This is a genomic window from Bacillus xiamenensis (assembly GCF_000300535.1).
In the GTDB taxonomy this organism is placed as follows: Bacteria; Bacillota; Bacilli; order Bacillales; family Bacillaceae; genus Bacillus; species Bacillus xiamenensis.
The window spans coordinates 1-21,369 of record NZ_AMSH01000058.1; the positions used below are offsets into that span (position 1 = coordinate 1).

The following is a 21,369-nucleotide window of genomic DNA, read 5'->3' on the forward strand; positions in this document are numbered from 1 at the left end:
TTTATTTGTCTCATCTGATGGGGTCAGTCCCTATTTCCCTGCGCTTTTTTTAACGAATCAAACCGTTCTTTTCTAAATAAGCAAGACTTTTCCTTAAGACATCATCTTTCATAATAAAACTGAAATTTTTATTTCTTGCGATGGATCTTGGCAGGTCTGCGAAAAGAACCGGCCCTTTCGTTTCAAAATACGTGTCCTGCTTGACGAGCTTTTCAATATCAGCGAAATAAATATTTTTGACAATGACCTTCTCTCTGCCAAGCACCTGATATTGACCAATATACGTTAATTCACGAACAACAGCACCCGTCTCTTCCTGAATCTCCCGTATAGCGGCTTGGTCTGCTTCTTCATTTGGCTCAACTTTCCCTCCTGGAAACTCATAGCCGCGATCCTCATGTTCAGTGAGCAGCCATTTTCCCTGATAGCGGCAAATGGCCCAAACATGCTTAGGATGACTCGAAAAAGGCTGCTTTTCAAAAGAGAGCTTGACCGTATTATGATAATAGTCTTTAAATACATGCATGTGAAATCCCTCATATCCTGTCCTTGCTTCTTGTAAAACATCATACCACAGATCACATTTCTCTGAAGAATTTTTATGAAAAGTGAAACAAACGAGTGCTTCCATCTCGTCTGTATGTAATAAGTATTCTTGCTAAAACCTTTTTATCATCTCCATCCTCATTCCATTTTAATCATGAAACCTTTTATCCATGATGACGTAAATCAATAAGTGTTTGTGCGATACCGGCGAGGAGGAAACCAACATGAGCAACACAAATGGATCAGAACAAGAACAAAACAACGCACTCTCGATTAGGCAACATGAGAACGAAGATGCTGCTCATGAGGCAGTGAAGGCCCACCTCATGAAAGGACAAAATCTTGATTTAACGAAAGACCATCCAAGTGTAGACCAAATTCATATCGGACTTGGCTGGGATTTATCTGGTCAGCCAATTGATTTAGATACGCAAGTATTTCTCTTAAATGAGGAAGACAAGCTTTTGTCTCCAAAGCACCTGATCTATTATCAGCAACAGCAAAGCATAGACGGAGCTGTTCGCCATCTAGGTGATCATCAGGTCGGCGGAGGCCAACGAGATCATGAGATCATCATTATGCAGCTAAGCAGAGTCTCACCCGATATTCATAAAATCGTCGTAACCGCCACCATACATGATGCCCACGAGCGGGCACATCATTTCGGACAGGTCACCAATGCCTACGTACGCCTTTCTGATCAGATCACCCAGCAAGAGATTTGTACCTTTCAGTTAACAGAGGATTATTCGTATTGTACATCTATCATTTGCGCTGAACTAACGAGAGATCAAAACGAATGGAAAATCACCGCTACCGGACAAGGTACAACCCTGGATTTAAACGACTTATGCCGCATCTACGGATTCACACCTTGACGAAGGAAAGGAGCTGGCACCAATGGGATTTCATTTCAACACAATAGAAGAACTCACCTTACAAGCAGAAGGCAGCGGAATCTTTTTTGCCAAAAAAGGCACTATGATTGCCGATCAAGGCACATTTCAATACCGTAAACGATTACTTGGAACAAATAAAGGAAATGTGGTCAGTCAAGTATTTAACCATATCAGCAGAAAATTGACAGGTGAAAACCTTGAGATGATGGAAGTGAGTGGACAAGGTACGTGTTATTTGGCTGATTCAAGCGAGCATGTGACCGTGATCAATCTTGAGCCAAGCGGTCCTTGGCAGCATGTGAGCGTAGAAAGTGAAGATTTACTAGCCTTTACTGAAGAATGTCACTATGGCGTGACACCAGTAGGCGTTGGTATTTTATCACAGAAGGGGTTATTTACTTCAAAGCTCTCCTATCAAGGTCACGGAGCGCAGGTTGCCATTAAAACGAATGGAAACCCGCTGATTTTAAAAGCACCTTGCCGTGTAGATCCTGACGCCCTTGTCGCTTGGACGGGCAAAGCACCGAAGATCAAATTCGATGTAAACTGGAAAACCTTGATTGGACAAACATCTGGCGAATCGTACTTATTTGAATTCCAAGAGCAGGACCAAATTGTCATTATCCAGCCATTTGAGCGCACATCCGGAATGCGGATCGGTTTAGACGATAACCGCTACAAACCTCAGAACCAGAGCACCTCACACGAATTCACCAATTCACAGCAGGAAAATAGAGGCGGAATCAGTGATTTAATCGGAGGCATCTTACATCCTCGAAAATAAAAGCATGTAGAAAAAAATCTCTACATGCTTTTTTCAATTCATTAATCCATTTGTCTCAATGAAGTTCTTTGTCTCTTCGTTTCCAAGATCATAAATTATGGTGTAAATCTCTTTTCTTTTCCTGTCCATTTCGTCATTTGGGCTATCATAATGATATTCAAGAAATGGGACATGCGCCCGAAAGAAGCCTTTCCAATCGGACATATACTGTTCATCGAAATACTCTCTTAGCTGCAAAATTTGATCATCATCTGCTTCTATTTGAAATTGCCAAGCAGCCGTATCTCTATGCTGTGAGATCGACCCGTCTTGAACGGATACATAGTATGTGTGTCTTGCCATCTGATTCATCCTTTTTTCCTTTAGTATGACCAGATACCGAGAAATTACGACTTTTTACGCAATTTATTTTTCATCATGTCTAACACATCAATAAACAACTGCGGAATGGGAATTCCGAGAGCTTTAGCGGTCGAGACAATTTGGTAAGATTCATAAATGATATAAAAGATGATCGCTAAATCCTTCATCGTCCCGCCAGTCTTCAGCATGACATCGAAGAAATGTGCCATAGTGATTAAAGAGATCGTCACAACCTTTCGAACAAGCCTTGTAAACAACCGTTTCAGTGTGAGCTGTCCAGTCAAAGATTCTCTTAGGCTTGAACAAATGAATTCAATGGCCATCAGTGTCACTAATATCATTAGTAAATACCCTGCTCCACCAAACAGAAAGCCCATTGCCGACAAACAGACTGTAAACAACGAAAAGATGCCTAAATCCTTGCTCACTTGGCATCAACATCCTTTCATAGTGGAACTTCTTACCTCAATAGTATATGCCGCATCTGATGAATAGCTTGGACGACAAAAAATAAAGGCATAGTCAGCTGCTCAAAAAACTCGTAAAGCTCATAAAAAGGGCCGCCTGTGACGGCGGCTTTCTTGGTTAAACTCTGACATCAATAAACGTAGCATCTGAATCTTTGGGCTGAACAGCTTGAGGCTGCTGCTGCACTTGATCCAGCATCACCATGGCTTGGGCTGTGTTCGTGGCAAGCTGTGAATTCAATAAACTGATATTAAGTGTTTTTTGAATACTCGCCACTTGCTGACTCATCATTCCTGCAATTGAGGACATCTTTTCCCCTCCCTTCTCTTTTCTCTTCGGCTTAAAGCCCTATGATTTCAATGGGCTGTCTGTCACAATTCCACTAAAAAAGAATGCCGATCTATTCATGATCAACATTCCTTCCATCCCTCTTATCCTAAATATGCTTTTAGCATCCAGTTGTGTTTTTCAATGGATTGATGAATGGCAAGCAGCATATCACCTGTTGTTTCATCGCCAACCTCTGCAGCCAGCTCCATTCCTTGCTTTAACTCTTCTGCAATATTTGAGAAATCCTCATATAGATTTTTCACCATTTGCTCGGCTGTTTCATTTCCTTCCGCTTCTTGAATGCTTGAGATTTCTAAGCACTCTTTCATTGTCGCAACAGGTTGTCCATTTAATGCAAGCATACGCTCAGCCAAATCATCAATATATGTGGCTGTTTCTGTATATAATTCCTCGAATTTTTCATGAAGTGTAAAGAAGTCTTTTCCCTTTACATACCAGTGATAATTATGTAATTTCACATAAAGCACAGTCCAATCCGCTACTTGTTTATTGACGACGTTTAATAATTTTTCAGACATGTTGATTCCTCCTTATGTAGTTGCATTTAGTATGGGAATACCCTTTTTTTATTATACTGAAACCTGCCATCATTTTCTTCTATTTTGACCGCATGATATATATGTTAATATGGAAATAAGGAGGGAGCTAGATGCTGTTACTTGGGATTATCAGCTTTATCATTATCTCAATCGTTGTCTTTTTATCACTGTGGACGACATCAAAGGCGTATGATTACAAGCATAAAGTCGATTCACCACAGGATGCTGAACCAAATCAACGTTCTAACCCAAAATAAAACCGCTTTCAATGATGTGAACTATCTTCTTCTTCAGTAGATGAACTCTCTTTTTTCACATCACCTACTTGGATATTTGTCTTCGGCATATTATGCTGCTGTTTAGCTGTCACATGGACTTGTATGATATAAAGGCCATCTTTTTTGAAAGCTGTATGCAATTCATATACACCTTTCTCCTCTTTCTTTGGCTGAATCATCTTGCTGTTATCCTTGTCACCATCTTTCCACACTTCAAATTGCACATCATCTGCATCATCAACAGGCGTATCACCATATGTGACAGCTGCTTTTACTATAACGCTTTCATTTTTCTCCACTTGCTCTGGCCCTGTGAGCTTAACTTCTAATAGCTCAGGCACTTCCCCTTTGTCATTGCTCGCTGCGGAGTTTCCACACGCACTAAGTAACGCGAGCATTAGAATGATCCCCATCATCTTTCGCATCCGAATGTCCCCCTTCTTTTATCGACATGTCCATTTTAACAAATATCCCCTATTTTGACATCTCATGATTGATTTCATATAAAAAACCGGACATTCGATATGTCCGGTTCATCCATCCATTAACCAAATACTTTTAATAGGTCTTCTTGATCCTGAGACAGCCAGAAACGCATGAGACGTTTTGCTCCTTCAAGATCATGTAGCTTCGCTTGACCGCATTGTTTTTCATTTGCAGCAGGGATTTCTGTTACCTCAACTGCATCCTTGAATGTTGCATCAAGCAGTTCAACAATCTCTTTTGGTGTTGGTGCACCACTGACGACTAAATAGTAACCAGTCTGGCAGCCCATAGGAGAAATATCAATGATATCAAAATGATCGTATTTCTCTGAGTGTGTTCTAATATTAAACGCAAGTAAATGCTCTAATGTATGAATTGTATCAGGTTTCATCGCCTGCTTGTTCGGCTGACAAAAACGAATATCAAATTTATTCACTTCACCATCTGATCCCACTTTATGAACGCCGCAATGACGAACGTAAGGCGCTTTTACAGCATTATGGTCAAGTTCAAAGCTTTCAACTGAAGGCATAAAATCACCACTCCTATAATTGCAATTTCCTATATTATAGCATATTGATCCGACCTGTTTAGTTTATAAAACTTTCCTTCCTTGTCCTTTTTTCTTATACTGTGAAAGACAGACAAGGAGGAACCTCTATGAAACAGATTTTTATCGGCATCATCCGCTTTTATCAAAAATGTATTTCCCCGCTTACACCGCCTAGCTGCCGATTTTATCCCACCTGCTCAAACTATGGGCTAGAGGCAATCAAAACGCATGGCGCTTTAAAGGGCGGCTGGCTCACAATCAAACGGATATTAAAATGTCATCCGCTGCATCCTGGCGGCATCGACCCGGTCCCGCCTAAAAAGGAGAAATAAATTATTTTTCTTCATAGCCATTGACAACTAAGTCAAGCTTACCTGTCCCTGGATCAATTACAAGGCCGTGTACAGGCACATCAGATGGAAGAAGCGGGTGATTTTTAACAACAGACACACTGTCTCTCACACTTTCTTCAACTGAACTAAAGCTTTTAAGCCACTGTGTAAAATCGATTCCTGAGTATTCCAGTACTTCAATTCGTTTTTCTGGAATACCACGCTCAACGGCTTTATTTAGAAGTGTTCGGCTATCTATTTTGCTCATACCGCAATCATGATGCCCGATGACGTACACCTCATCAGCATTTAATTCATAAACAGCCACTAAAATGCTTCGCATAATACTTCCAAATGGATGAGAAACAAGAGCGCCAGCGCTTTTGACAATCTTAATATCTCCATTTTTCATGTTCATTGCACGCGGAAGCAGTTCAACAAGTCTTGTATCCATACAAGATAAAATAACGGCTTTTTTCTGTGGATACTTCGTTGTTGTAAACTCTTCGTATCGCTTTTCTTCAATAAACTGTTGATTATATTCAATGATTTCGTCTAAAAGTTTCATAAGTTTGTCCATTCCTTTTTCTTTTTTAAAAATAAATATAGCACAATGTTTTAAATTCCGTCACGTTTTGAAACCTATTTTTTAGAGGAAACATCTGCTTGACGAAAAATTTTTATTTTCCTCTTTTCAAATCGTAATTATTACGATACAATAACTCAGGACATTAAATCGTAATCATTTCTATCTAATAGGTTGAGAGGAGACATTTTTTAGATGAAAAAAATCTTTTTTATTTTAATAACGGCTTTATTAACGATCGGCCTTGCCGCTTGCTCAAGCAGTGCGGGGACAAATGCTTCAAAAGGAAAGGCGGACAGGAAATTAACCATTTACACCACGATCTTTCCAATTCAAGATTTCACTGAAAAAATTGGCGGCTCTCACGTTAACGCTCAAAGTGTGTACCCTGCCAATGCTGATGCACACAGCTTTGAACCAAGTTCAAAAACAATGGTTGAAATGGCGGAAGGAGATGCCTTTATTTACAGCGGTACTGGAGCAGAAGCATTCGCTGACAAAACAGCTGCTACGTTAAAAGACCAAGGTGTGAAAACGGTTAAAGCTGCTCAAGGCATCAAACTATTATCAACAAAAGAAGAACATGCACATGAAGAAGATGAAGATCATGATGGACACGAGCACGGAGATAAAGATCCACATGCATGGCTAGACCCTGTTTATGCACAGCAAATGGCGAAGAACATTAAAGACACACTCGTCTCATTAGATCCAGATCATAAAGACGAATATACAAAAAACTACGAATCTCTAAAAAAAGAATTACAATCATTAGATCAGGAATTTAAAACAACGTTATCTAAAGCACAACATAAAGAAATTCTTGTTTCTCACGCAGCTTACGGTTACTGGGAAAAGCGCTATGGCATTGAGCAAATCAGTGTCCTTGGACTATCCGCTTCTGAAGAGCCATCACAAAAACAGCTCGAAAATATTGTAAAACAGGCGGAAAAGCATCACATCAAGTATGTCATTTTTGAAAATAACGTCAGCAGTAAAGTATCAGATACGATTCGCAGTGAAATTGGCGCTAAAAGCCTGACACTTAAAAATCTAGAATCCATTACAGAAGAGGATGCTAAAAATGGCGAAAGCTACGTCAGCTTAATGAAACAAAATTTAAACACCTTAAAAACAGCCTTAAATGATTAATGCGTTAAACCCCGTGCGGTCAGCCGGGGTTTTTTTCTTCGTAAAAAAACACACCTTGATAGGGTGTGCTTCTTTTTTACATTTGGTATTTTTTCTTAAACAGCTCGGCTCTGCCGCCTTTTTCCCCGAATTTCTGGCGCCCTGTATAAAAAGGATGCGTGTCCGAGCTTGTTTCTACCTTAATGACAGGATATGTTTTTCCATCCTCCCACTCTATTGTCTCATTAGATGTCTTAGTTGATCTACTCAAGAAGCGATAACCGCTGTTTACGTCCATAAATACAACTTCATGTGAGGTTGGGTGAATACCTTTTTTCAATGTCAAAACTCCCTTCATTATCAAAACGTAATCATTACGTTTTATAATTATATTCTACTCCCTCTTTGACAACTTGTCAAAAAACAAGCTTTCTTAGTCAGGAAGAATAATCTAAAAATGGTGGCGAATAATAAACAGCATGAAAAAGAGAAGCGATAAGAAAGGCGGAGAAAAAATTGACTGATCTCGTTTTAGCTAGAAGCCTGTTCGGTACAACAATGGGCTTTCACATTATTTACGCCTCGCTTGGCGTCGGCATCCCGCTAATGATTTTGTTAGCTGAACTCATCTTTCAAAAAACGAAGGACCCACATTATGCCATCATGGCCAAGCGCTGGACGAAAGCACAGGCTGTTTTGTTAGGCGTCGCCATTCCAACTGGCACGATTGCAGGTACTCAGCTCGCTCTTCTATGGCCTGGTTTTATGGAGGTCATCGGAAAAGTCATGTCACTGCCGTTTCAAATAGAAATTTATGCTTTCTTTATTGAAGCATTATTTATGTCTATTTATGTGTACGCAGCGGATCGCCTATCCCCAGCTATGCGCATCATTACCGTTATTTTTGTTGTGATTGGCGCAGCAGCTTCAGCGATTCTGATTACAAACGTACATGCTTTTGAAGGAACACCTGCCGGCTTTCAGATGGTCAACGGAGAAATCACGAATATCGAGCCTTGGAAGGCCTTTTTCAACCCAAGTTTCGTTGTGACCGCTACTCATGTCGTGCTGTCTGCTTTTACAACAGGCGCTTTTGTGATTGCCTCTGTAGCTGCTTTCAAAATGCTGAAAACAAGGAAAAATGAGAAGCTCTATACCTTTCATCGAAAAGCCCTTTTTCTTGGACTGATTGTAGGTGGACTTTTCTCTTTTCTTACAGCCTTAAATGGTCACGAATCAGCTCAGCTACTGTATGAATATCAGCCTGAAAAATTAGCGGGTGCAGAAGGCTTATTTGAAACGCAGTCACACGCGCCTCTTGCAATTGGCGGTTTTACAGACCCAAATACGCAGGAAATAAAAGGGGCGATCGAAATTCCTTGGGCCCTTAGTTTTCTAGCTGGAAATAGCTTTGATACTGTCGTAAAAGGCTTAAATGATTTCCCTAGAGACGAGTGGCCGCCCTTATTTATTCACACGTTATTTAACGGGATGGTTATAATTGGATCAGTGCTCATTCTATTTGCTGTGTTGGCCCTGCTCTACCGCAAAATATTAAAACGTGAACATTATCCGAAGTGGTTGCTTTTTCTTTACTTATTCGGCGGGCCTCTTAGTCTCTTGGCCATTGAATTCGGCTGGATCTTTGCATGTACAGGCCGTCAGCCATGGGTCATTTATCGAATGCTCAAAACCTCCGAGGTCGTCACGTCATCAGGCTCTATCGGCACACTTTTCATCCTGTTTGCCATTGTCTATCTCATTTTAGGCATCGCAACAGTGATTGTGCTGACGTACTACTTTAGAAAACATTCAATTGAAGAAGACCTACGGTTAACAGAATCTTAAAAAGGGAGCGATTTTGATGCAGATGGATATAACAACTGATGCACTCATAGCAATCACCATCTTATGGGGATTCGTGTTTATCTATGCAGTGATGGCATCAATGGATTTCGGAGCAGGGTTTTGGTCGATGATATATATGAATAAAGAGCAAACTAAGGCCGCTAATATCGCAAACAAGTATCTCTCTCCCACTTGGGAAGTGACAAACGTCTTCATTGTGGCCATCGTCGTTGCATTGTTTAGCCTGTTTCCAGGTGCAACATTTGTACTTGGTACTGTTCTATTAATACCAGGCAGCATTATTTTATTGCTTCTTGCACTGCGCAGCGGATTTCTCGTCTTTTCGCATTCACTGCCTAAAAAATATAGAAAAGCCGTTACATATATTTCAGGAATTAGCGGCTTTATTATTCCGTCCATTCTCATTATGGTTCTCCCCATTACCCATGGTGGATTTATTTTTCAGGAGAATCACGTCTACTCGTTAGATTTAGGATTGGTCTTTACAAGTGCAAACGTCTATTCATTTGTAGGTTTTGCAATTTTCAGCACCCTTTTCCTCTCATCTTTGCTGCTAGCTGATTTTTCTAATGTTGCAGGTGAAGATGAGGCTTATCACATTTATAGAAGGGGAGCGCTCATGACAGGACCTCTTTCTCTCATGATGGCCTTCTTTATCATGCTCACACTGCGAAGTGAAGCCAATTGGTTATTCACGAAAATGATGCAGAACATCCCCATTCTCCTTGTTTCTCTGCTCATGTTTTTACTTGCAGGATTGGCTCTCTTTTTACCAAACAGCCGATTTAAGCATCGGAAAGGGAAGCCACGTTTAGCCGTCATTGCCATTACGATCCAATATTTCTTAGCAAGCTATGTGTATGGACATGCCCATCTGCCCTATATGGCCTATCCAGATATCACCATCATGTCAGGGTTTACAGACCCTGTTACATTTAGGGCATTATTCATTACGTATATTGTAGGCTTTATCATCTTGTTTCCTGGGTTCTATTACTTCTGGAAATTGTTTATGAAGGATAAGCGCTATATTCGCCAGGAAGATTGACATGAATGGGCGACGTTCATTTCGGTTACATTATAAATGAAAGACACACTCAAAAGGAGGTCATCTGTATGAGTCAAAAAATCCTTTGTGAAGTAAACAACTGTTCTTACTGGAATGCTGGAAACCGCTGCGGTGCAGATGCAATCTATGTCGTCAGCCATACAGGAAATACGGCTGAAAAAAGTGAAGAAACTGATTGTAAAACATTTAAACCGCAAGATCTTTAAGTCTCATTAAAGGAGGCGCTTCACTTTGAAAAACGATCGGCTTGCTCAAACGTTTTTTGACGAAATTCAGGACGCGGACGAAGCCGCATTTTATCAAGCCGCTCACTCCTTTTTAAATCTTTGGGATTATGAATATGGACATGTAACCGGCATGCCCAATGAAATGCATCAGTATATTGGACAACTTGCTTACGACAGCGAGCTGGTAGAAGAGTAAGAAAGAGCGGATGACCGCTCTTTCTTTTTGATTCAGACAGGAAGGAAAAACTTTTCTCAACTATACATATGTTCTATTGGTTGTGCAAAAGGCCATTTTTTCGTTTTCATTTCACAAAATCATGTTTTGTAAACACGTCAATTTTATCTGAGAACGAACGAAGCGCTTGATAATCAACTTCTACCCCCATCCCTTTAGAACGAGGCACCTCAATAAACCCATTTTCAACTTTGATTTCAGGAAAAATGATATCCTGCTCCCAGTATTTTGACGATGCTGAAATATCCCCCGGAATCGTAAATTGCGGCAGTGATGCAAGTGCCACATTCTGTGCGCGGGAAATACCTGTTTCAATCATCCCCCCGCACCATAACGGAATCTGATGCTCCTTGCAAAACGCATGAATTTTAAGGGCTTCAGTCAGCCCTCCAACTCGGGAAGGCTTCACATTGATCATCTGACAGCTGCCAAGTTCTACAGCTTTTCGAGCATCGTCTAAAGAACAAATACTTTCATCCAAACAAATCGGTGTTTTTAAATGCTTTTGCAAATGACGATGATCGACAATATCATCTGCAGCTAAAGGCTGTTCAATCATTAATAAACGAATGTCATCGAGCTGCTTCAGTTTGCTAATGTCCTTTAATTCATAGGCAGAGTTTGCATCTGCCATTAACGGAAGGTCAGGGAAAGACTCCCTTATCTTTTGAAGCAGTCCAATATCTTGTCCCGGCTTAATCTTCACCTTCACACGCTGATAACCTTGATCTACATATTGCTGGATTTGCTGAATCATTTCGTCAACAGGCCCTAAACCCGCCACAACGCCAGATGGGATTCTGTCTTTTGTGCCGCCTAATACGTCACGTAAGGACTTATTTTCACGCTTCGCATAAATATCCCACACAGCCGCTTCAATCCCTGCTTTGGCCATTCTATTGCCTTTAAAGTGGTACAAGCTGTCGGGTATTTCTGAAGGATGTGTAAAAGATCGGGTCAGCACGTTAGGGATAAAGAAAGCTCTCAGCATGTGATAGCAGGTCTCAATGGTTTCTTCTGTATACCATGGGGAAGAAAAGGCAGACACCTCTCCCCATCCAGTTAATCCTGTTTGGTCTTTGACCTCAACAATAATAAACTCACGCTCTGAAATGGTTCCAAGACTTGTTGTAAATGGCTGCTTGAGTTTCATCGTGACATGATATAAGATCACACGTTCAATTTGAATCATCTAAAAACCCCTTTGATTTGAGTCTGTGCCTCTGCAATTTATTCGACGCATTCCTTGGAAGCTCATCCACAAAGTGAAAAGCGGCTGGCCATTTATACTTGGCTAATTGCGACTCGCATAAAGCATAGAGCTCACTCTCCGATATCTGACGGTCTGCCACAAGAAAGGCGGCAGGTACCTCTCCCCATCTTTCATGATACATCCCCGTCACTCCGGCTTCCTTTACATGCGGATGTGTTAAAAGAACCGCTTCAATTTCCGCTGGATAAATATTCTCTCCACCAGAAATAATTAAATCTGAACGCCGGTCAAGTACAAATAAGAACCCTTCCTCATCCACATATCCAATATCACCCGTTTTCAGCCAGCCTTGTTCAAAGGCAGCAGCAGTTGCTTCTTGACGATGAAGGTATCCTTTCATAACATTTGCACCTTTCACCATGATTTCGCCATGCTCAAAAGGACGGCAAATACGTTCACCATCTTGAATCTTCAGTTCACACCCAAAAAGTGGTTTCCCCGCTGATCCAAGCTTCTCCATACTAAATTCGGGCGCAAGTGTCACAATTTGTGAACACGTTTCTGTCATACCGTACGATTGAAACACAGGAAATCCCTTCTCTTTACTTTCTTGAAGCAGCGTATAAGGCGCAGGGCCTCCGCCTAATAACAGGCAGCGTAAAGAAGACGGACATTCTTCAAGCCTACTTAATAAACGAGACAGCATCGTTTGAACAACTGAAATCATCGTCACATGATGGCGTTCAATAGAATCCTTTACTTCATCCACATCAAACTTCTGGTGCAGCACAACTGCCATACCGTATATGACAGATTTAAATAAAGCAGATAAACCGCTTATATGAAAAAGGGGTAGCGCAATGAGCCATCGATCTTCCTCTCTGATGCCTAAATTCAGTGCAGATGAAACAGCACTATGAAAATGATTGCCAAACGTTTGCTCCACCCCTTTTGGCCGCCCTGTCGTTCCAGATGTATACATAATGGTCGCGGTCTCATTCAAATCAACGTCATTCTCTATTTTCTTTTCATCATCTTGACCTGCTACAGGTAAAGTCTCCATTGTATACACAGGTAAATCACCGTCATGATCCTTTGCATAAAAAGGTTCTGTTAATAAAGCCTTGGCTTTTGCATCTTCAAGCTGATAGAGCCTCTCAGCTTTTGTCAGCTTATTGTTCAATAACACGATCTTTACTCCTAATAAAAAACAAGCGTGAACAAGCATCACCATGTCAGGATGATTGTTCATCAATATTGCGACCGTCTCCCCTTTTTTAAGGGAGGCACGTGACAATCTATTCGCAAGCCTGTTCACTTCGAAAGCTAAATCACGAAATGTCCATTCTTGGTCTTGATATATGAGCGCGACCCGATCTGGCGTTAAATAGGCACGGTGCAGCAGCCAATTTGGTTGCTTCATCATGACACCTCCTTTTCATAAAAGAAAACAGCTCAGTCTGATGCACTAAGCTGTTTTCGTCCATATCATTGAATCAAGGGAAACGCGGGAACTGACCGAAGTCCGGCTTCCGTTTTTCCTTAAAGGAATCGCGTCCTTCTTTTGCTTCATCTGTTGTGTAATAAAGAAGAGTCGCGTCTCCTGCAAATTGCTGAATTCCAGCTAATCCATCAGTGTCTGCATTAAATGCAGCCTTCAAGAATCGTAAAGCAGTCGGGCTCTTCTCTAGCATTTCCTCACACCACTTCACTGTTTCTTCTTCAAGCTGCTCTAATGGTACAACTGTATTGACAAGCCCCATATCAAGCGCTTCCTGTGCATTGTATTGACGGCATAAGTACCAAATTTCTCTCGCTTTCTTATGACCAACAATACGTGCAAGATAGCCTGAACCATAACCGGCATCAAAGCTGCCTACTTTTGGTCCTGTTTGTCCGAAAATCGCATTATCTGCTGCAATTGTCAGGTCACACACGACATGAAGTACATGTCCGCCGCCAATCGCGTAACCCGCAACCATCGCAATAACTGGTTTTGGAATAACCCGAATTAAACGCTGTAAATCTAGTACATTTAGACGCGGAATTTGATCGTCTCCTACATAGCCGCCATGACCGCGTACTTTCTGGTCTCCACCAGAACAGAATGCTTTCCCTCCAGCACCTGCAAGTACAATCACACCAACATTTGAATTGTCACGAGCACGTGAAAATGCATCAATCAATTCACTCACAGTCTTTGGCGTAAACGCGTTATGTACATGTGGACGATTAATGGAGATTTTTGCAATCCCATTGTACGTTTCATATAAAATTTCGTCATACTGACGCTCAGTTTGCCATTCAATAGCCATCAATATTTCCTCCTCTAATCTTACGCTAAAATAAACTCACTTACTATTTTACCAAAAAAATGTGGTTGTTCCACATGAACTGTATGCCCGGCATGCTCCGCCAATGTCAAATGACTGTCTTCAAGCTCCTGCTGCATACGTTTGGCGATATTGCAGAACTTTTCATCAAGCGTTCCGCAAATGAGCAAAACAGGCAATTTAATCTCGTTTAATGACGCCCACATAGACGGCTGTGAACCTGTTCCTATGCCTTCTAAGCTGCGAGCCAGTCCATAGGGATTGGCTTTTAACCTTCCCTCTCTCAGCTGAGCCAGCCTGTCAGCGGGTAAGGATTTCTGCGAAGCAAACAGCGGAATGTTCTCCCAAAAATCCACAAACTGCGCTAACCCTTCATGTCTGATCTTTTGAGCAAGCTGGTGATCATGATGAAGCCTTACCATCCGCTCCTTGAAAGAGCGAAGCCCTGGAGATGTACTCTCAAGAATCAATTTGTTGACACGTTCTGGATAACGGGAGGCAAACGATAAAGCAATACGCCCTCCCATAGAATATCCGAGAATGTTCACTTTGTGAAGCTTTAATTGATCTAATATCTCAGCAAGATCTGTCAGCTGCTGTGACATCGCATATCTTCTTATACTCTTTGGAGAGTCCGTGCGGCCATGTCCAAGCAAGCTGACCTGAATCAATCTTGTATGTTTTTCTGTATAAGTATTTAAAAACGACCAGGAAGCTGCACTCCCTGTAAAGCCGTGTAAACATAACGTGGCATTTTCAGCAGATGGATGATGGTCTATTACCTCATACGCCACACCATCATGCATTCGTATTATGAGTGAAGGCATTCTTTTTTCACTTCCATCAATATCTCGCTCATCATTTGACGATGTTTGTCTACACGAGAATGCCGGTCTGTTTCAATCTCAATTAAATGAAGCCCAGGCTCATGTATATGCGCCGAGTACACTTCATGTAATTCTTGTTTTGTTGCCGGCTTCGAATAGGTTCCCCCATATAACTTCGATGCATACTCAAAATTCAGCCCTGTCGGCGTACCGAAGAGTTTTTCATAATACGGTTCATCAGAAGCCTGTGGAAGGAAAGAAAAGATTCCTCCCCCATCATTGTTTAACAAAACAACCGTGAGCGGAATCTCCATCAGCTTAGCAGCAAGAAGACCGTTCATATCATGGTAAAAAGACAAATCTCCGATCACTAAAGTAATTGGTTGTTTCAAGGCCGCATATGTTCCAAGAGCTGTTGACACAACCCCATCAATGCCATTTGCTCCGCGATTGGCCATCATTCGAAACGGTTTTGACTGCGTTTCAAAAAATGTATCTACATCTCGAATTGGCATACTATTTCCAATAAAGAGCACACTCTCTTTTGGCAAGAGGTGCTGCAGCTGACGATACACATTTCCCTCAAATGTAAGGTCCTCATCAGAATATTGATTTGCATGCAGTCTAAAAGAAGAATTGACACTCTGCCAGCGATGTAAGTAATTTGTATTCTCTTGTTGATTTGCCCTATTCAACACTTCATTTACAAAAGCAGACACATGACTTTCAATCACGTATGACGCGCTTAATCCAGGATCTCGAAAACCTCCTGCAGCATCGACGACAATTTGCTTCACTTCCACATGCTTTTCCAGCCACTTAAATAACGGCTTAGACACAGGCATCGGTCCAAAACGTATGACCATATCAGGCAATAAATGCTGCTGTAATGCTTCATCCTTCAGCAAAGAGTCATATGCATCTATGATGTACTCTTCACTTTCATGTCCATTTCGCAAAAGAGAGAGCGGGTCAGCTAAAATCGGCAAATGCATGGCTCTTGCAAGACGTAACACTGACTCTTTCTCTTCCTGCGAATGAAGTTCACCGGCCACAATCAGACCTCTTGTTGATTTATTCATAATGGACACTAATTCTGACATGACATGATCATTTGGTAGAGCCTGACCTGCTGCCAATACTTTTTTCACAGCTCCTTCTTCTCTATCAAAAGGATCGATGGACAGATCAGGCAGCAATGGTTCTCTCAGCGGTACATTGATCTGAACTGGTCCCTTTGGCTCCTGCATTGAGATGTGAGCCGCTCTAGCGGCAGCAGTCTGTACATACCGAAGCATCATTTGACCTTCTTCTGGTAAGGCTAAGTCTGTGAACCATTTAACAAACTTACCGAATAAGAATTGCTGATCAATCGCTTGAGGTGCCCCGACTTCCCTCAATTCGTGCGGCCGATCAGCAGTTAAGACAATCAGTGGTACCCTGGAATAATGAGCCTCTACAACGGCTGGGTAAAAGTTAGCACCTGCCGTACCTGATGTACAAATGAGCAGCACTGGTGTTTGACTCGCTTTTGCAAGACCCAGTGCATAAAAAGCAGCAGACCGTTCGTCTACTAACACATGGACATTGATCTCTTGATGGGCAAGAGCCAACATGGCAAGCGGGGTTGAACGGGAACCAGGACAGACAACTGCCTCCTTCACACCACCTTGTACAAATTCATCCATCAATCTACCAATATATGTTGTCATGATTTGATTATTCATTCGGACGGCCTCCAAGAGCAGACAGCATCGGTCTTAATTTCACTTGCGTTTCCTCATATTCCTGTGTTGCAAGGGAATCCTCTACAATTCCGCAGCCAGCAAACAAACGCACATGATCTTCCTCAATCAGGCCTGACCGAATGGCTACAGCAAACTCTCCATTATCCTGAGAATCGATCCAACCAACCGGTGCGGCATACCATCCACGTTTCAAAGGTTCAATTTCCCGGATGACCTCAACCGCTTTTTCCTTTGGATATCCTCCAAGTGCTGGCGTTGGATGGAGCTGCTCAATTAATGAGAAGAGAGAACAGCTACTTTTGATTTCTCCTACAATTGGTGTAAATAAATGCTGAATGTTTTTGGTTTTATAAAGACTTGGTTGATGAGGCTTATGCACATGATGGCAGTTTGCTTCAAATGCTTGCTCAATCATATTGACGACAATTTGATGTTCAATCAAATTCTTCTCATCATGAAGCAGTTCTTCACCCAATGCTTGATCTTCGATTTCATCTTGACCACGCACAATGGAACCAGCTAAACAAGATGAAAAGACTTCTCCACCGCTTTTTTTCACTAAACGTTCAGGTGTCGCCCCGACAAACGCTTGTCTTCCCTGCTCTATAGCAAATACATAACTCGTGGTTTGATGTTTTAGCAATTCTGCTAATAATGGTGCAAGTTCAATTTGATTTTTATAGTGAAGCAAGACTTCTCTTGCTAAAACAACCTTTTCATATTCGTTCGCACGAATGTGTGCTGTCGCTTCATGGATCGCTTTCATCCATTCCTTGACATCCAGCTCTTCCATGTGAACAAGCTCTGCTTGTCCATCATGTCGTACAGGCAATGCATCAAAATTAGAAGCTTTCTGTTCTAACTCTTGAATGAGCTGATGAACATTCCCGTCCACCTCGTTCCATTCATTGATCGTTAGAAACGTACCTTCTTTGGAAACAGTCAGCATCATCGAAGGCACAAAAAAATGAGCCTCGCCAAATGCTTCCCAGTGACGCGCCTTCTCTTCATATGGATCAAATGAAAACCCTCCAAATAAAAGCGGGCCAACTGCCGCTTGCTTTAACTCCTTCTCATCATGAAAATGGAACATGTGCTGCTTCAATTGTTCCCATTCTTGATGAACGATATCGAATCGTTCTTTGCCTTGCTCTGATGATTTAATGACGGCCGCTCTGCCCAGTCCAGAAAATATCATTTGGCTTTCTGGATCAGACCAAAAAAACCGCTCACCTAAAAAATCCGCTTCACCGCTTTGGAAAAAGGCAAGAGGATCCAGATCGTCAACTCTTCTGGAGTAGCTTATCAAAACAGCATGGTTGACGTTATTCGCTTCTTCTAATGTCGCAAGCGCTTCCTGCCGGAAAGTACGTTGCACTGTTGTCACCATGATACATTCCTCCAAAATCCATGAAATAACATATAAAAATAAAACCATCATGTAAAAAATACATGAACATTCGAGTATGTCGAATGACCTGCTTTTCTATTATAAACCTTAACAGATGAACTTAGTAAAGAAAACAGCTTTTAAAACCTCGAATCCTTATTATATCACGCTTTCAAGTTTTTTTCGCTCCCGCTCATTGAAACGAGAACATCTAACGAAAAATGGTAATACCTGTTCTAAGTTCAAGCTTTCTCTCTATATGGGAACGATTAGCAAACATCTTTTTCAGGTTTCATCGCATCAATATATTGACACCTTTTTGAACTTTGCTAAACTGGAATTTGGACGTGTACGTATTTTCTTATTTAAAGGAGTATATTTTATGCAGCATCAATCGATATCAGATCAGCTTTCACCAATGAAGCCTGATAAGAACTGGCGTATTTGGTGGAATTTACTACGACCGCATACATTAACAGCGGCATTTATTCCCGTTACGTTAGGAACTGTTCTCGCACTTCCTAGTGGTCAAATACATGTTGGGCTATTTTTAGCGATGCTATTTGCATCGATGTTTATCCAAATTGCAACGAACATGTTTAATGAGTACTTTGATTATGTTCGCGGATTAGACAATGAGGAATCTGTCGGCATCGGCGGAGCAATTGTTAGAAACGGTGTAAAGCCAAAAACAGTCTTAGGCCTCGCTTATGCATTATTCGCGCTTTCTTTATTACTTGGGGTGTATATTTGCATGATGTCTAGCTGGTGGATTGCACTCATAGGACTGATTTGTATGGCAGCAGGTTATTTTTATACCGGCGGCCCTGTACCAATTGCTTATACACCATTTGGAGAACTTGTGTCAGGTGCTTTTATGGGGTTAGGCATCATTTTAATTAGTTTCTATATCCAAACAGGAACACTGACATCAAAAGCTGTGCTCATTTCATTACCAATCTCCATTTTAGTTGGTGCCATCTTGCTGTCGAACAATATCCGCGATTTAGACGGTGATAAGGAAAATGGACGAAAAACACTTGCTATCCTGGCTGGACGTAAAGCTGCAGTCAACATTCTTCTTTCCATGTTTTTGATATCATATGTACTCATTTTTGTTTATATCTTCACAGATATCGTTGGCCTTTGGAGTCTTCTTGTTTTACTCAGTGTGCCAAAAGCTTATACAGCCATTAAAGAATTTAAGCAAAAAGAAAAACCGATTGAATTAATGAATGCCATGAAGTCGACAGCACAAACCAATACATTTTTTGGTTTCTTGTTAACGATCGCATTGATCTTACAATACTATCTCGCATAACATCAAACGCCTGCAGCCGCAGGCGTTTTTTAATGAGAAATTGCTTCAAATTGGAACAAGTCTTACATACAAAATTGCTCATACTAACAATATGTTTGATATGAAAGGATGATCGCTTTGTTGTCAAAAGACGAATTACAACATTTGAAGCAGCGCCTTCTTGAGGATAAACAAGAAATTGAAGCCAAAAGCCATGACGATGAACAGAACGTATCATTTCCTTATGATACAGTCGGTGAACTGTCAGCCTATGATAACCACCCAGGTGATCAAGGGACAGAACTATTTGAGAGAGGAAAAGACATTGCCTTAAACAGTTTGGAACATGAACATCTGTCAGATATCAACGAAGCACTTCAAGCAATGGATGACGGCTCTTATGGTCTATGTAAGGTATGTGGCGCTCCTATTCCTAAAGAACGTTTAGAAGCCCTTCCTTCAGCCGTCACATGCACAGAACATTCAAAAGAACAAACTGTTTCACAAAACCGTCCGATTGAGGAGGATTTATTAAATCCGCCATCAGGGCAATTCGAAAATGAACAAAGTGCCGCCTACGATGGAGAGGATGCCTATCAGGATCTAGAACGCTATGGCAACTCTGATACTCCGTCCGATATGGAATTTCCACCACTGACATACGATGATGTGTATACACAATCAGAAGATGAAGATGATGTGGAAACCTATGAAGGATTCGCATCTGCTGATATTGAAGGCAAAGCAAGCAAGGTATACCCGAATAAAGCACATGAAGCCTATGAAGAAGCATTAGATGAAGAAGGCGTCATGACGGTGTTTGGTGACTTGAAGCCGTACGAAGAAGATCCTTATACCGAAAAAAAGCATTAGTCCCCTCATATTGGGGGCTATATGTTTATATCATGTAATAATTGGGAAATAAATTGAAGAATGAATGGATTGGGAGGAGATTCTTGATGGCAAAAAAAAGTATCATTTGGGCGGTTATCGTCTTCTTTATTACATACGCATTATTTTCTATTGCAGGGTTCCTGTTCCCCATTGACAGAGAATGGTATGATGCATTAAATAAACCTGAATGGACACCTAGTGGTGGTGTGATAGGAGCAGTTTGGGCTGTCTTATTCGCCCTCATTTCATTATCTGCTGCAATGATATATGGAAAGTATGGATTTCAGAAAATCACTTTCCCCTTCTGGATACTCTTTCTTTTAAATTACGTTTTCAATCAGGCCTTTAGTTTTTTTCAATTTACTCAAAAGGATTTGTTTGCCGCTACAATTGACTGCCTGCTTGTTGCACTGACAGCACTTGCACTGGTGATCGTTTCACGAAAACTAAGCAAAATCGTTCCAATTTTATTGATTCCTTATGTTTTATGGGGATTCTTTGCGACATACTTGTCTTATACGATCTACTCCATGAATATGTAGAAAAAGACCGCTAGAGCGGTCTTTCAGCGTGTAGACAAACCCTCGCATTCTTTGTCAGTCCTGCGTGCCGGTGCTCACGAATGTTACATTCGCTCCGCGCCGGTACTTGTCCTTCCTAGACTGCAAAGGTTTTCAGTTCACGCTGTCAAGAAGACAAAGGGCTAAAATAAAAAAGAGATCTATCACAAGATCTCTTTTAAAAATGACCCGTACGGGATTCGAACCCGTGTTACCGCCGTGAAAGGGCGTTGTCTTAACCGCTTGACCAACGGGCCATAAAAATGGCGGAGAAGGAGGGATTTGAACCCTCGCGCCGCTCGCGCGACCTACACCCTTAGCAGGGGCGCCTCTTCAGCCACTTGAGTACTTCTCCATTTGGCTCCGCAGGTAGGATTCGAACCTACGA

Annotated in this window: 27 protein-coding genes and 2 tRNA genes; 12 read left to right on the forward strand and 17 right to left on the reverse strand. The window is 41.5% G+C overall.

Translation table 11 applies throughout. From position 1 onward, the window contains the following. Positions 1–49: 49 nt before the first annotated feature. Complete coding sequence (gene ytkD / locus BA1_RS14990; RefSeq protein WP_008360652.1) at positions 50–526, reverse strand: RNA deprotection pyrophosphohydrolase; 477 nt, start codon at positions 524–526, stop codon at positions 50–52. Positions 527–770: 244 nt separating this feature from the next. Here ytkD and BA1_RS14995 point away from each other — a divergent pair, with 244 nt between their 5' ends. Together BA1_RS14995 and BA1_RS15000 are read left to right on the forward strand one after the other, a co-directional pair. After that, positions 771–1,424: a TerD family protein gene (locus BA1_RS14995; protein ID WP_008360654.1), complete on the forward strand. Its 654-nt coding sequence runs from the start codon at positions 771–773 to the stop codon at positions 1,422–1,424. Positions 1,425–1,446: 22 nt separating this feature from the next. Further along, positions 1,447–2,229 (forward strand): AIM24 family protein, encoded by a 783-nt coding sequence (locus tag BA1_RS15000; RefSeq protein ID WP_008360657.1) that lies wholly within the window; start codon positions 1,447–1,449, stop codon positions 2,227–2,229. A gap of 33 nt (positions 2,230–2,262) precedes the next feature. On the opposite strand, the gene BA1_RS15005 is transcribed toward BA1_RS15000, so the two are convergent. The 4 genes from BA1_RS15005 to BA1_RS15020 all read right to left on the reverse strand — a co-directional run bounded on the left by BA1_RS15005 (position 2,263) and on the right by BA1_RS15020 (position 3,929). Next, positions 2,263–2,571 carry a hypothetical protein gene (locus BA1_RS15005; protein ID WP_008360659.1) on the reverse strand — a complete coding sequence of 103 codons (309 nt, stop codon included), beginning with the start codon at positions 2,569–2,571 and terminating at the stop codon, positions 2,263–2,265. 44 nt (positions 2,572–2,615) lie between these two features. Then, on the reverse strand, positions 2,616–3,020 hold the full coding sequence (locus BA1_RS15010) for a phage holin family protein (RefSeq protein WP_008360661.1): 405 nt from the start codon (positions 3,018–3,020) through the stop codon (positions 2,616–2,618). Between the two features lie 157 nt (positions 3,021–3,177). Then, positions 3,178–3,369, reverse strand: coding sequence for a hypothetical protein (locus tag BA1_RS15015; protein ID WP_008342942.1), 192 nt, complete (start codon positions 3,367–3,369; stop codon positions 3,178–3,180). Between the two features lie 122 nt (positions 3,370–3,491). Next, positions 3,492–3,929, reverse strand: coding sequence for a Dps family protein (locus BA1_RS15020; RefSeq protein WP_008360664.1), 438 nt, complete (start codon positions 3,927–3,929; stop codon positions 3,492–3,494). A 131-nt stretch (positions 3,930–4,060) separates the two neighbouring features. On the opposite strand from BA1_RS15020, the gene ytzI reads away from it, so the two are divergent. Beyond that, positions 4,061–4,207 carry a YtzI protein gene (ytzI, locus tag BA1_RS15025; RefSeq protein ID WP_008360665.1) on the forward strand — a complete coding sequence of 49 codons (147 nt, stop codon included), beginning with the start codon at positions 4,061–4,063 and terminating at the stop codon, positions 4,205–4,207. Positions 4,208–4,215: 8 nt separating this feature from the next. On the opposite strand, the gene BA1_RS15030 is transcribed toward ytzI, so the two are convergent. Next, positions 4,216–4,653: a FixH family protein gene (locus BA1_RS15030; protein WP_008360667.1), complete on the reverse strand. Its 438-nt coding sequence runs from the start codon at positions 4,651–4,653 to the stop codon at positions 4,216–4,218. Between the two features lie 119 nt (positions 4,654–4,772). After that, positions 4,773–5,246, reverse strand: a complete 474-nt coding sequence (locus tag BA1_RS15035; protein WP_008360669.1) for an S-ribosylhomocysteine lyase — start codon at positions 5,244–5,246, stop codon at positions 4,773–4,775. Positions 5,247–5,374: 128 nt separating this feature from the next. Between BA1_RS15035 and yidD the strand changes: the two genes are divergently transcribed. Further along, entirely contained in the window at positions 5,375–5,599 is a 225-nt protein-coding gene (gene yidD, locus BA1_RS15040) for a membrane protein insertion efficiency factor YidD (RefSeq protein WP_003217666.1), read from the forward strand. Position 5,600: 1 nt separating this feature from the next. Here the strand turns inward: yidD and BA1_RS15045 are convergent, their stop codons facing one another. Beyond that, entirely contained in the window at positions 5,601–6,167 is a 567-nt protein-coding gene (locus BA1_RS15045) for a beta-class carbonic anhydrase (RefSeq protein WP_008360672.1), read from the reverse strand. Positions 6,168–6,380: 213 nt separating this feature from the next. On the opposite strand from BA1_RS15045, the gene BA1_RS15050 reads away from it, so the two are divergent. Further along, entirely contained in the window at positions 6,381–7,337 is a 957-nt protein-coding gene (locus tag BA1_RS15050) for a metal ABC transporter substrate-binding protein (RefSeq protein ID WP_008360674.1), read from the forward strand. 76 nt (positions 7,338–7,413) lie between these two features. On the opposite strand, the gene BA1_RS15055 is transcribed toward BA1_RS15050, so the two are convergent. Then, positions 7,414–7,656, reverse strand: coding sequence for a type B 50S ribosomal protein L31 (locus BA1_RS15055; protein ID WP_008360676.1), 243 nt, complete (start codon positions 7,654–7,656; stop codon positions 7,414–7,416). Between the two features lie 176 nt (positions 7,657–7,832). Here BA1_RS15055 and BA1_RS15060 point away from each other — a divergent pair, with 176 nt between their 5' ends. The 4 genes from BA1_RS15060 to BA1_RS15070 all read left to right on the forward strand — a co-directional run bounded on the left by BA1_RS15060 (position 7,833) and on the right by BA1_RS15070 (position 10,677). Continuing rightward, on the forward strand, positions 7,833–9,164 hold the full coding sequence (locus tag BA1_RS15060; RefSeq protein WP_008360678.1) for a cytochrome ubiquinol oxidase subunit I: 1,332 nt from the start codon (positions 7,833–7,835) through the stop codon (positions 9,162–9,164). 22 nt (positions 9,165–9,186) lie between these two features. Continuing rightward, on the forward strand, positions 9,187–10,233 hold the full coding sequence (locus BA1_RS15065) for a cytochrome d ubiquinol oxidase subunit II (RefSeq protein ID WP_008360680.1): 1,047 nt from the start codon (positions 9,187–9,189) through the stop codon (positions 10,231–10,233). A 68-nt stretch (positions 10,234–10,301) separates the two neighbouring features. After that, positions 10,302–10,460: a DUF1540 domain-containing protein gene (locus BA1_RS18840; protein WP_008360682.1), complete on the forward strand. Its 159-nt coding sequence runs from the start codon at positions 10,302–10,304 to the stop codon at positions 10,458–10,460. A gap of 25 nt (positions 10,461–10,485) precedes the next feature. Beyond that, entirely contained in the window at positions 10,486–10,677 is a 192-nt protein-coding gene (locus BA1_RS15070) for a hypothetical protein (protein ID WP_008360684.1), read from the forward strand. 106 nt (positions 10,678–10,783) lie between these two features. Here the strand turns inward: BA1_RS15070 and menC are convergent, their stop codons facing one another. From menC to BA1_RS15100, 6 genes are all read right to left on the reverse strand, one after another. Then, complete coding sequence (gene menC, locus BA1_RS15075; protein WP_008360686.1) at positions 10,784–11,908, reverse strand: o-succinylbenzoate synthase; 1,125 nt, start codon at positions 11,906–11,908, stop codon at positions 10,784–10,786. Continuing rightward, positions 11,895–13,355, reverse strand: a complete 1,461-nt coding sequence (locus BA1_RS15080) for an o-succinylbenzoate--CoA ligase (RefSeq protein WP_034739699.1) — start codon at positions 13,353–13,355, stop codon at positions 11,895–11,897. Before BA1_RS15080 ends, menC begins: the two co-directional genes overlap by 14 nt. A gap of 70 nt (positions 13,356–13,425) precedes the next feature. Continuing rightward, positions 13,426–14,244, reverse strand: a complete 819-nt coding sequence (gene menB / locus BA1_RS15085) for a 1,4-dihydroxy-2-naphthoyl-CoA synthase (RefSeq protein ID WP_008360690.1) — start codon at positions 14,242–14,244, stop codon at positions 13,426–13,428. Positions 14,245–14,264: 20 nt separating this feature from the next. Further along, positions 14,265–15,089, reverse strand: coding sequence for a 2-succinyl-6-hydroxy-2,4-cyclohexadiene-1-carboxylate synthase (gene menH / locus BA1_RS15090; protein ID WP_008360691.1), 825 nt, complete (start codon positions 15,087–15,089; stop codon positions 14,265–14,267). Continuing rightward, positions 15,074–16,816, reverse strand: a complete 1,743-nt coding sequence (menD, locus tag BA1_RS15095; protein WP_008360693.1) for a 2-succinyl-5-enolpyruvyl-6-hydroxy-3-cyclohexene-1-carboxylic-acid synthase — start codon at positions 16,814–16,816, stop codon at positions 15,074–15,076. Before menD ends, menH begins: the two co-directional genes overlap by 16 nt. Then, entirely contained in the window at positions 16,809–18,227 is a 1,419-nt protein-coding gene (locus BA1_RS15100; RefSeq protein WP_008360695.1) for an isochorismate synthase, read from the reverse strand. Before BA1_RS15100 ends, menD begins: the two co-directional genes overlap by 8 nt. A gap of 382 nt (positions 18,228–18,609) precedes the next feature. Between BA1_RS15100 and BA1_RS15105 the strand changes: the two genes are divergently transcribed. The 3 genes from BA1_RS15105 (at position 18,610) to BA1_RS15115 (ending at position 20,963) form a co-directional block, all read left to right on the forward strand. Next, positions 18,610–19,548: a 1,4-dihydroxy-2-naphthoate polyprenyltransferase gene (locus BA1_RS15105; RefSeq protein ID WP_008360696.1), complete on the forward strand. Its 939-nt coding sequence runs from the start codon at positions 18,610–18,612 to the stop codon at positions 19,546–19,548. A gap of 117 nt (positions 19,549–19,665) precedes the next feature. Next, positions 19,666–20,400, forward strand: coding sequence for a TraR/DksA C4-type zinc finger protein (locus BA1_RS15110; RefSeq protein ID WP_034739702.1), 735 nt, complete (start codon positions 19,666–19,668; stop codon positions 20,398–20,400). Between the two features lie 86 nt (positions 20,401–20,486). Then, on the forward strand, positions 20,487–20,963 hold the full coding sequence (locus tag BA1_RS15115) for a TspO/MBR family protein (protein ID WP_008360700.1): 477 nt from the start codon (positions 20,487–20,489) through the stop codon (positions 20,961–20,963). Positions 20,964–21,166: 203 nt separating this feature from the next. On the opposite strand, the gene BA1_RS15120 is transcribed toward BA1_RS15115, so the two are convergent. Together BA1_RS15120 and BA1_RS15125 are read right to left on the reverse strand one after the other, a co-directional pair. Then, positions 21,167–21,238: transfer RNA gene (locus tag BA1_RS15120), tRNA-Glu, on the reverse strand. Between the two features lie 7 nt (positions 21,239–21,245). Further along, a tRNA-Ser gene (locus BA1_RS15125) sits at positions 21,246–21,336 on the reverse strand. Between the last annotated feature and the right edge of the window lie 33 nt (positions 21,337–21,369).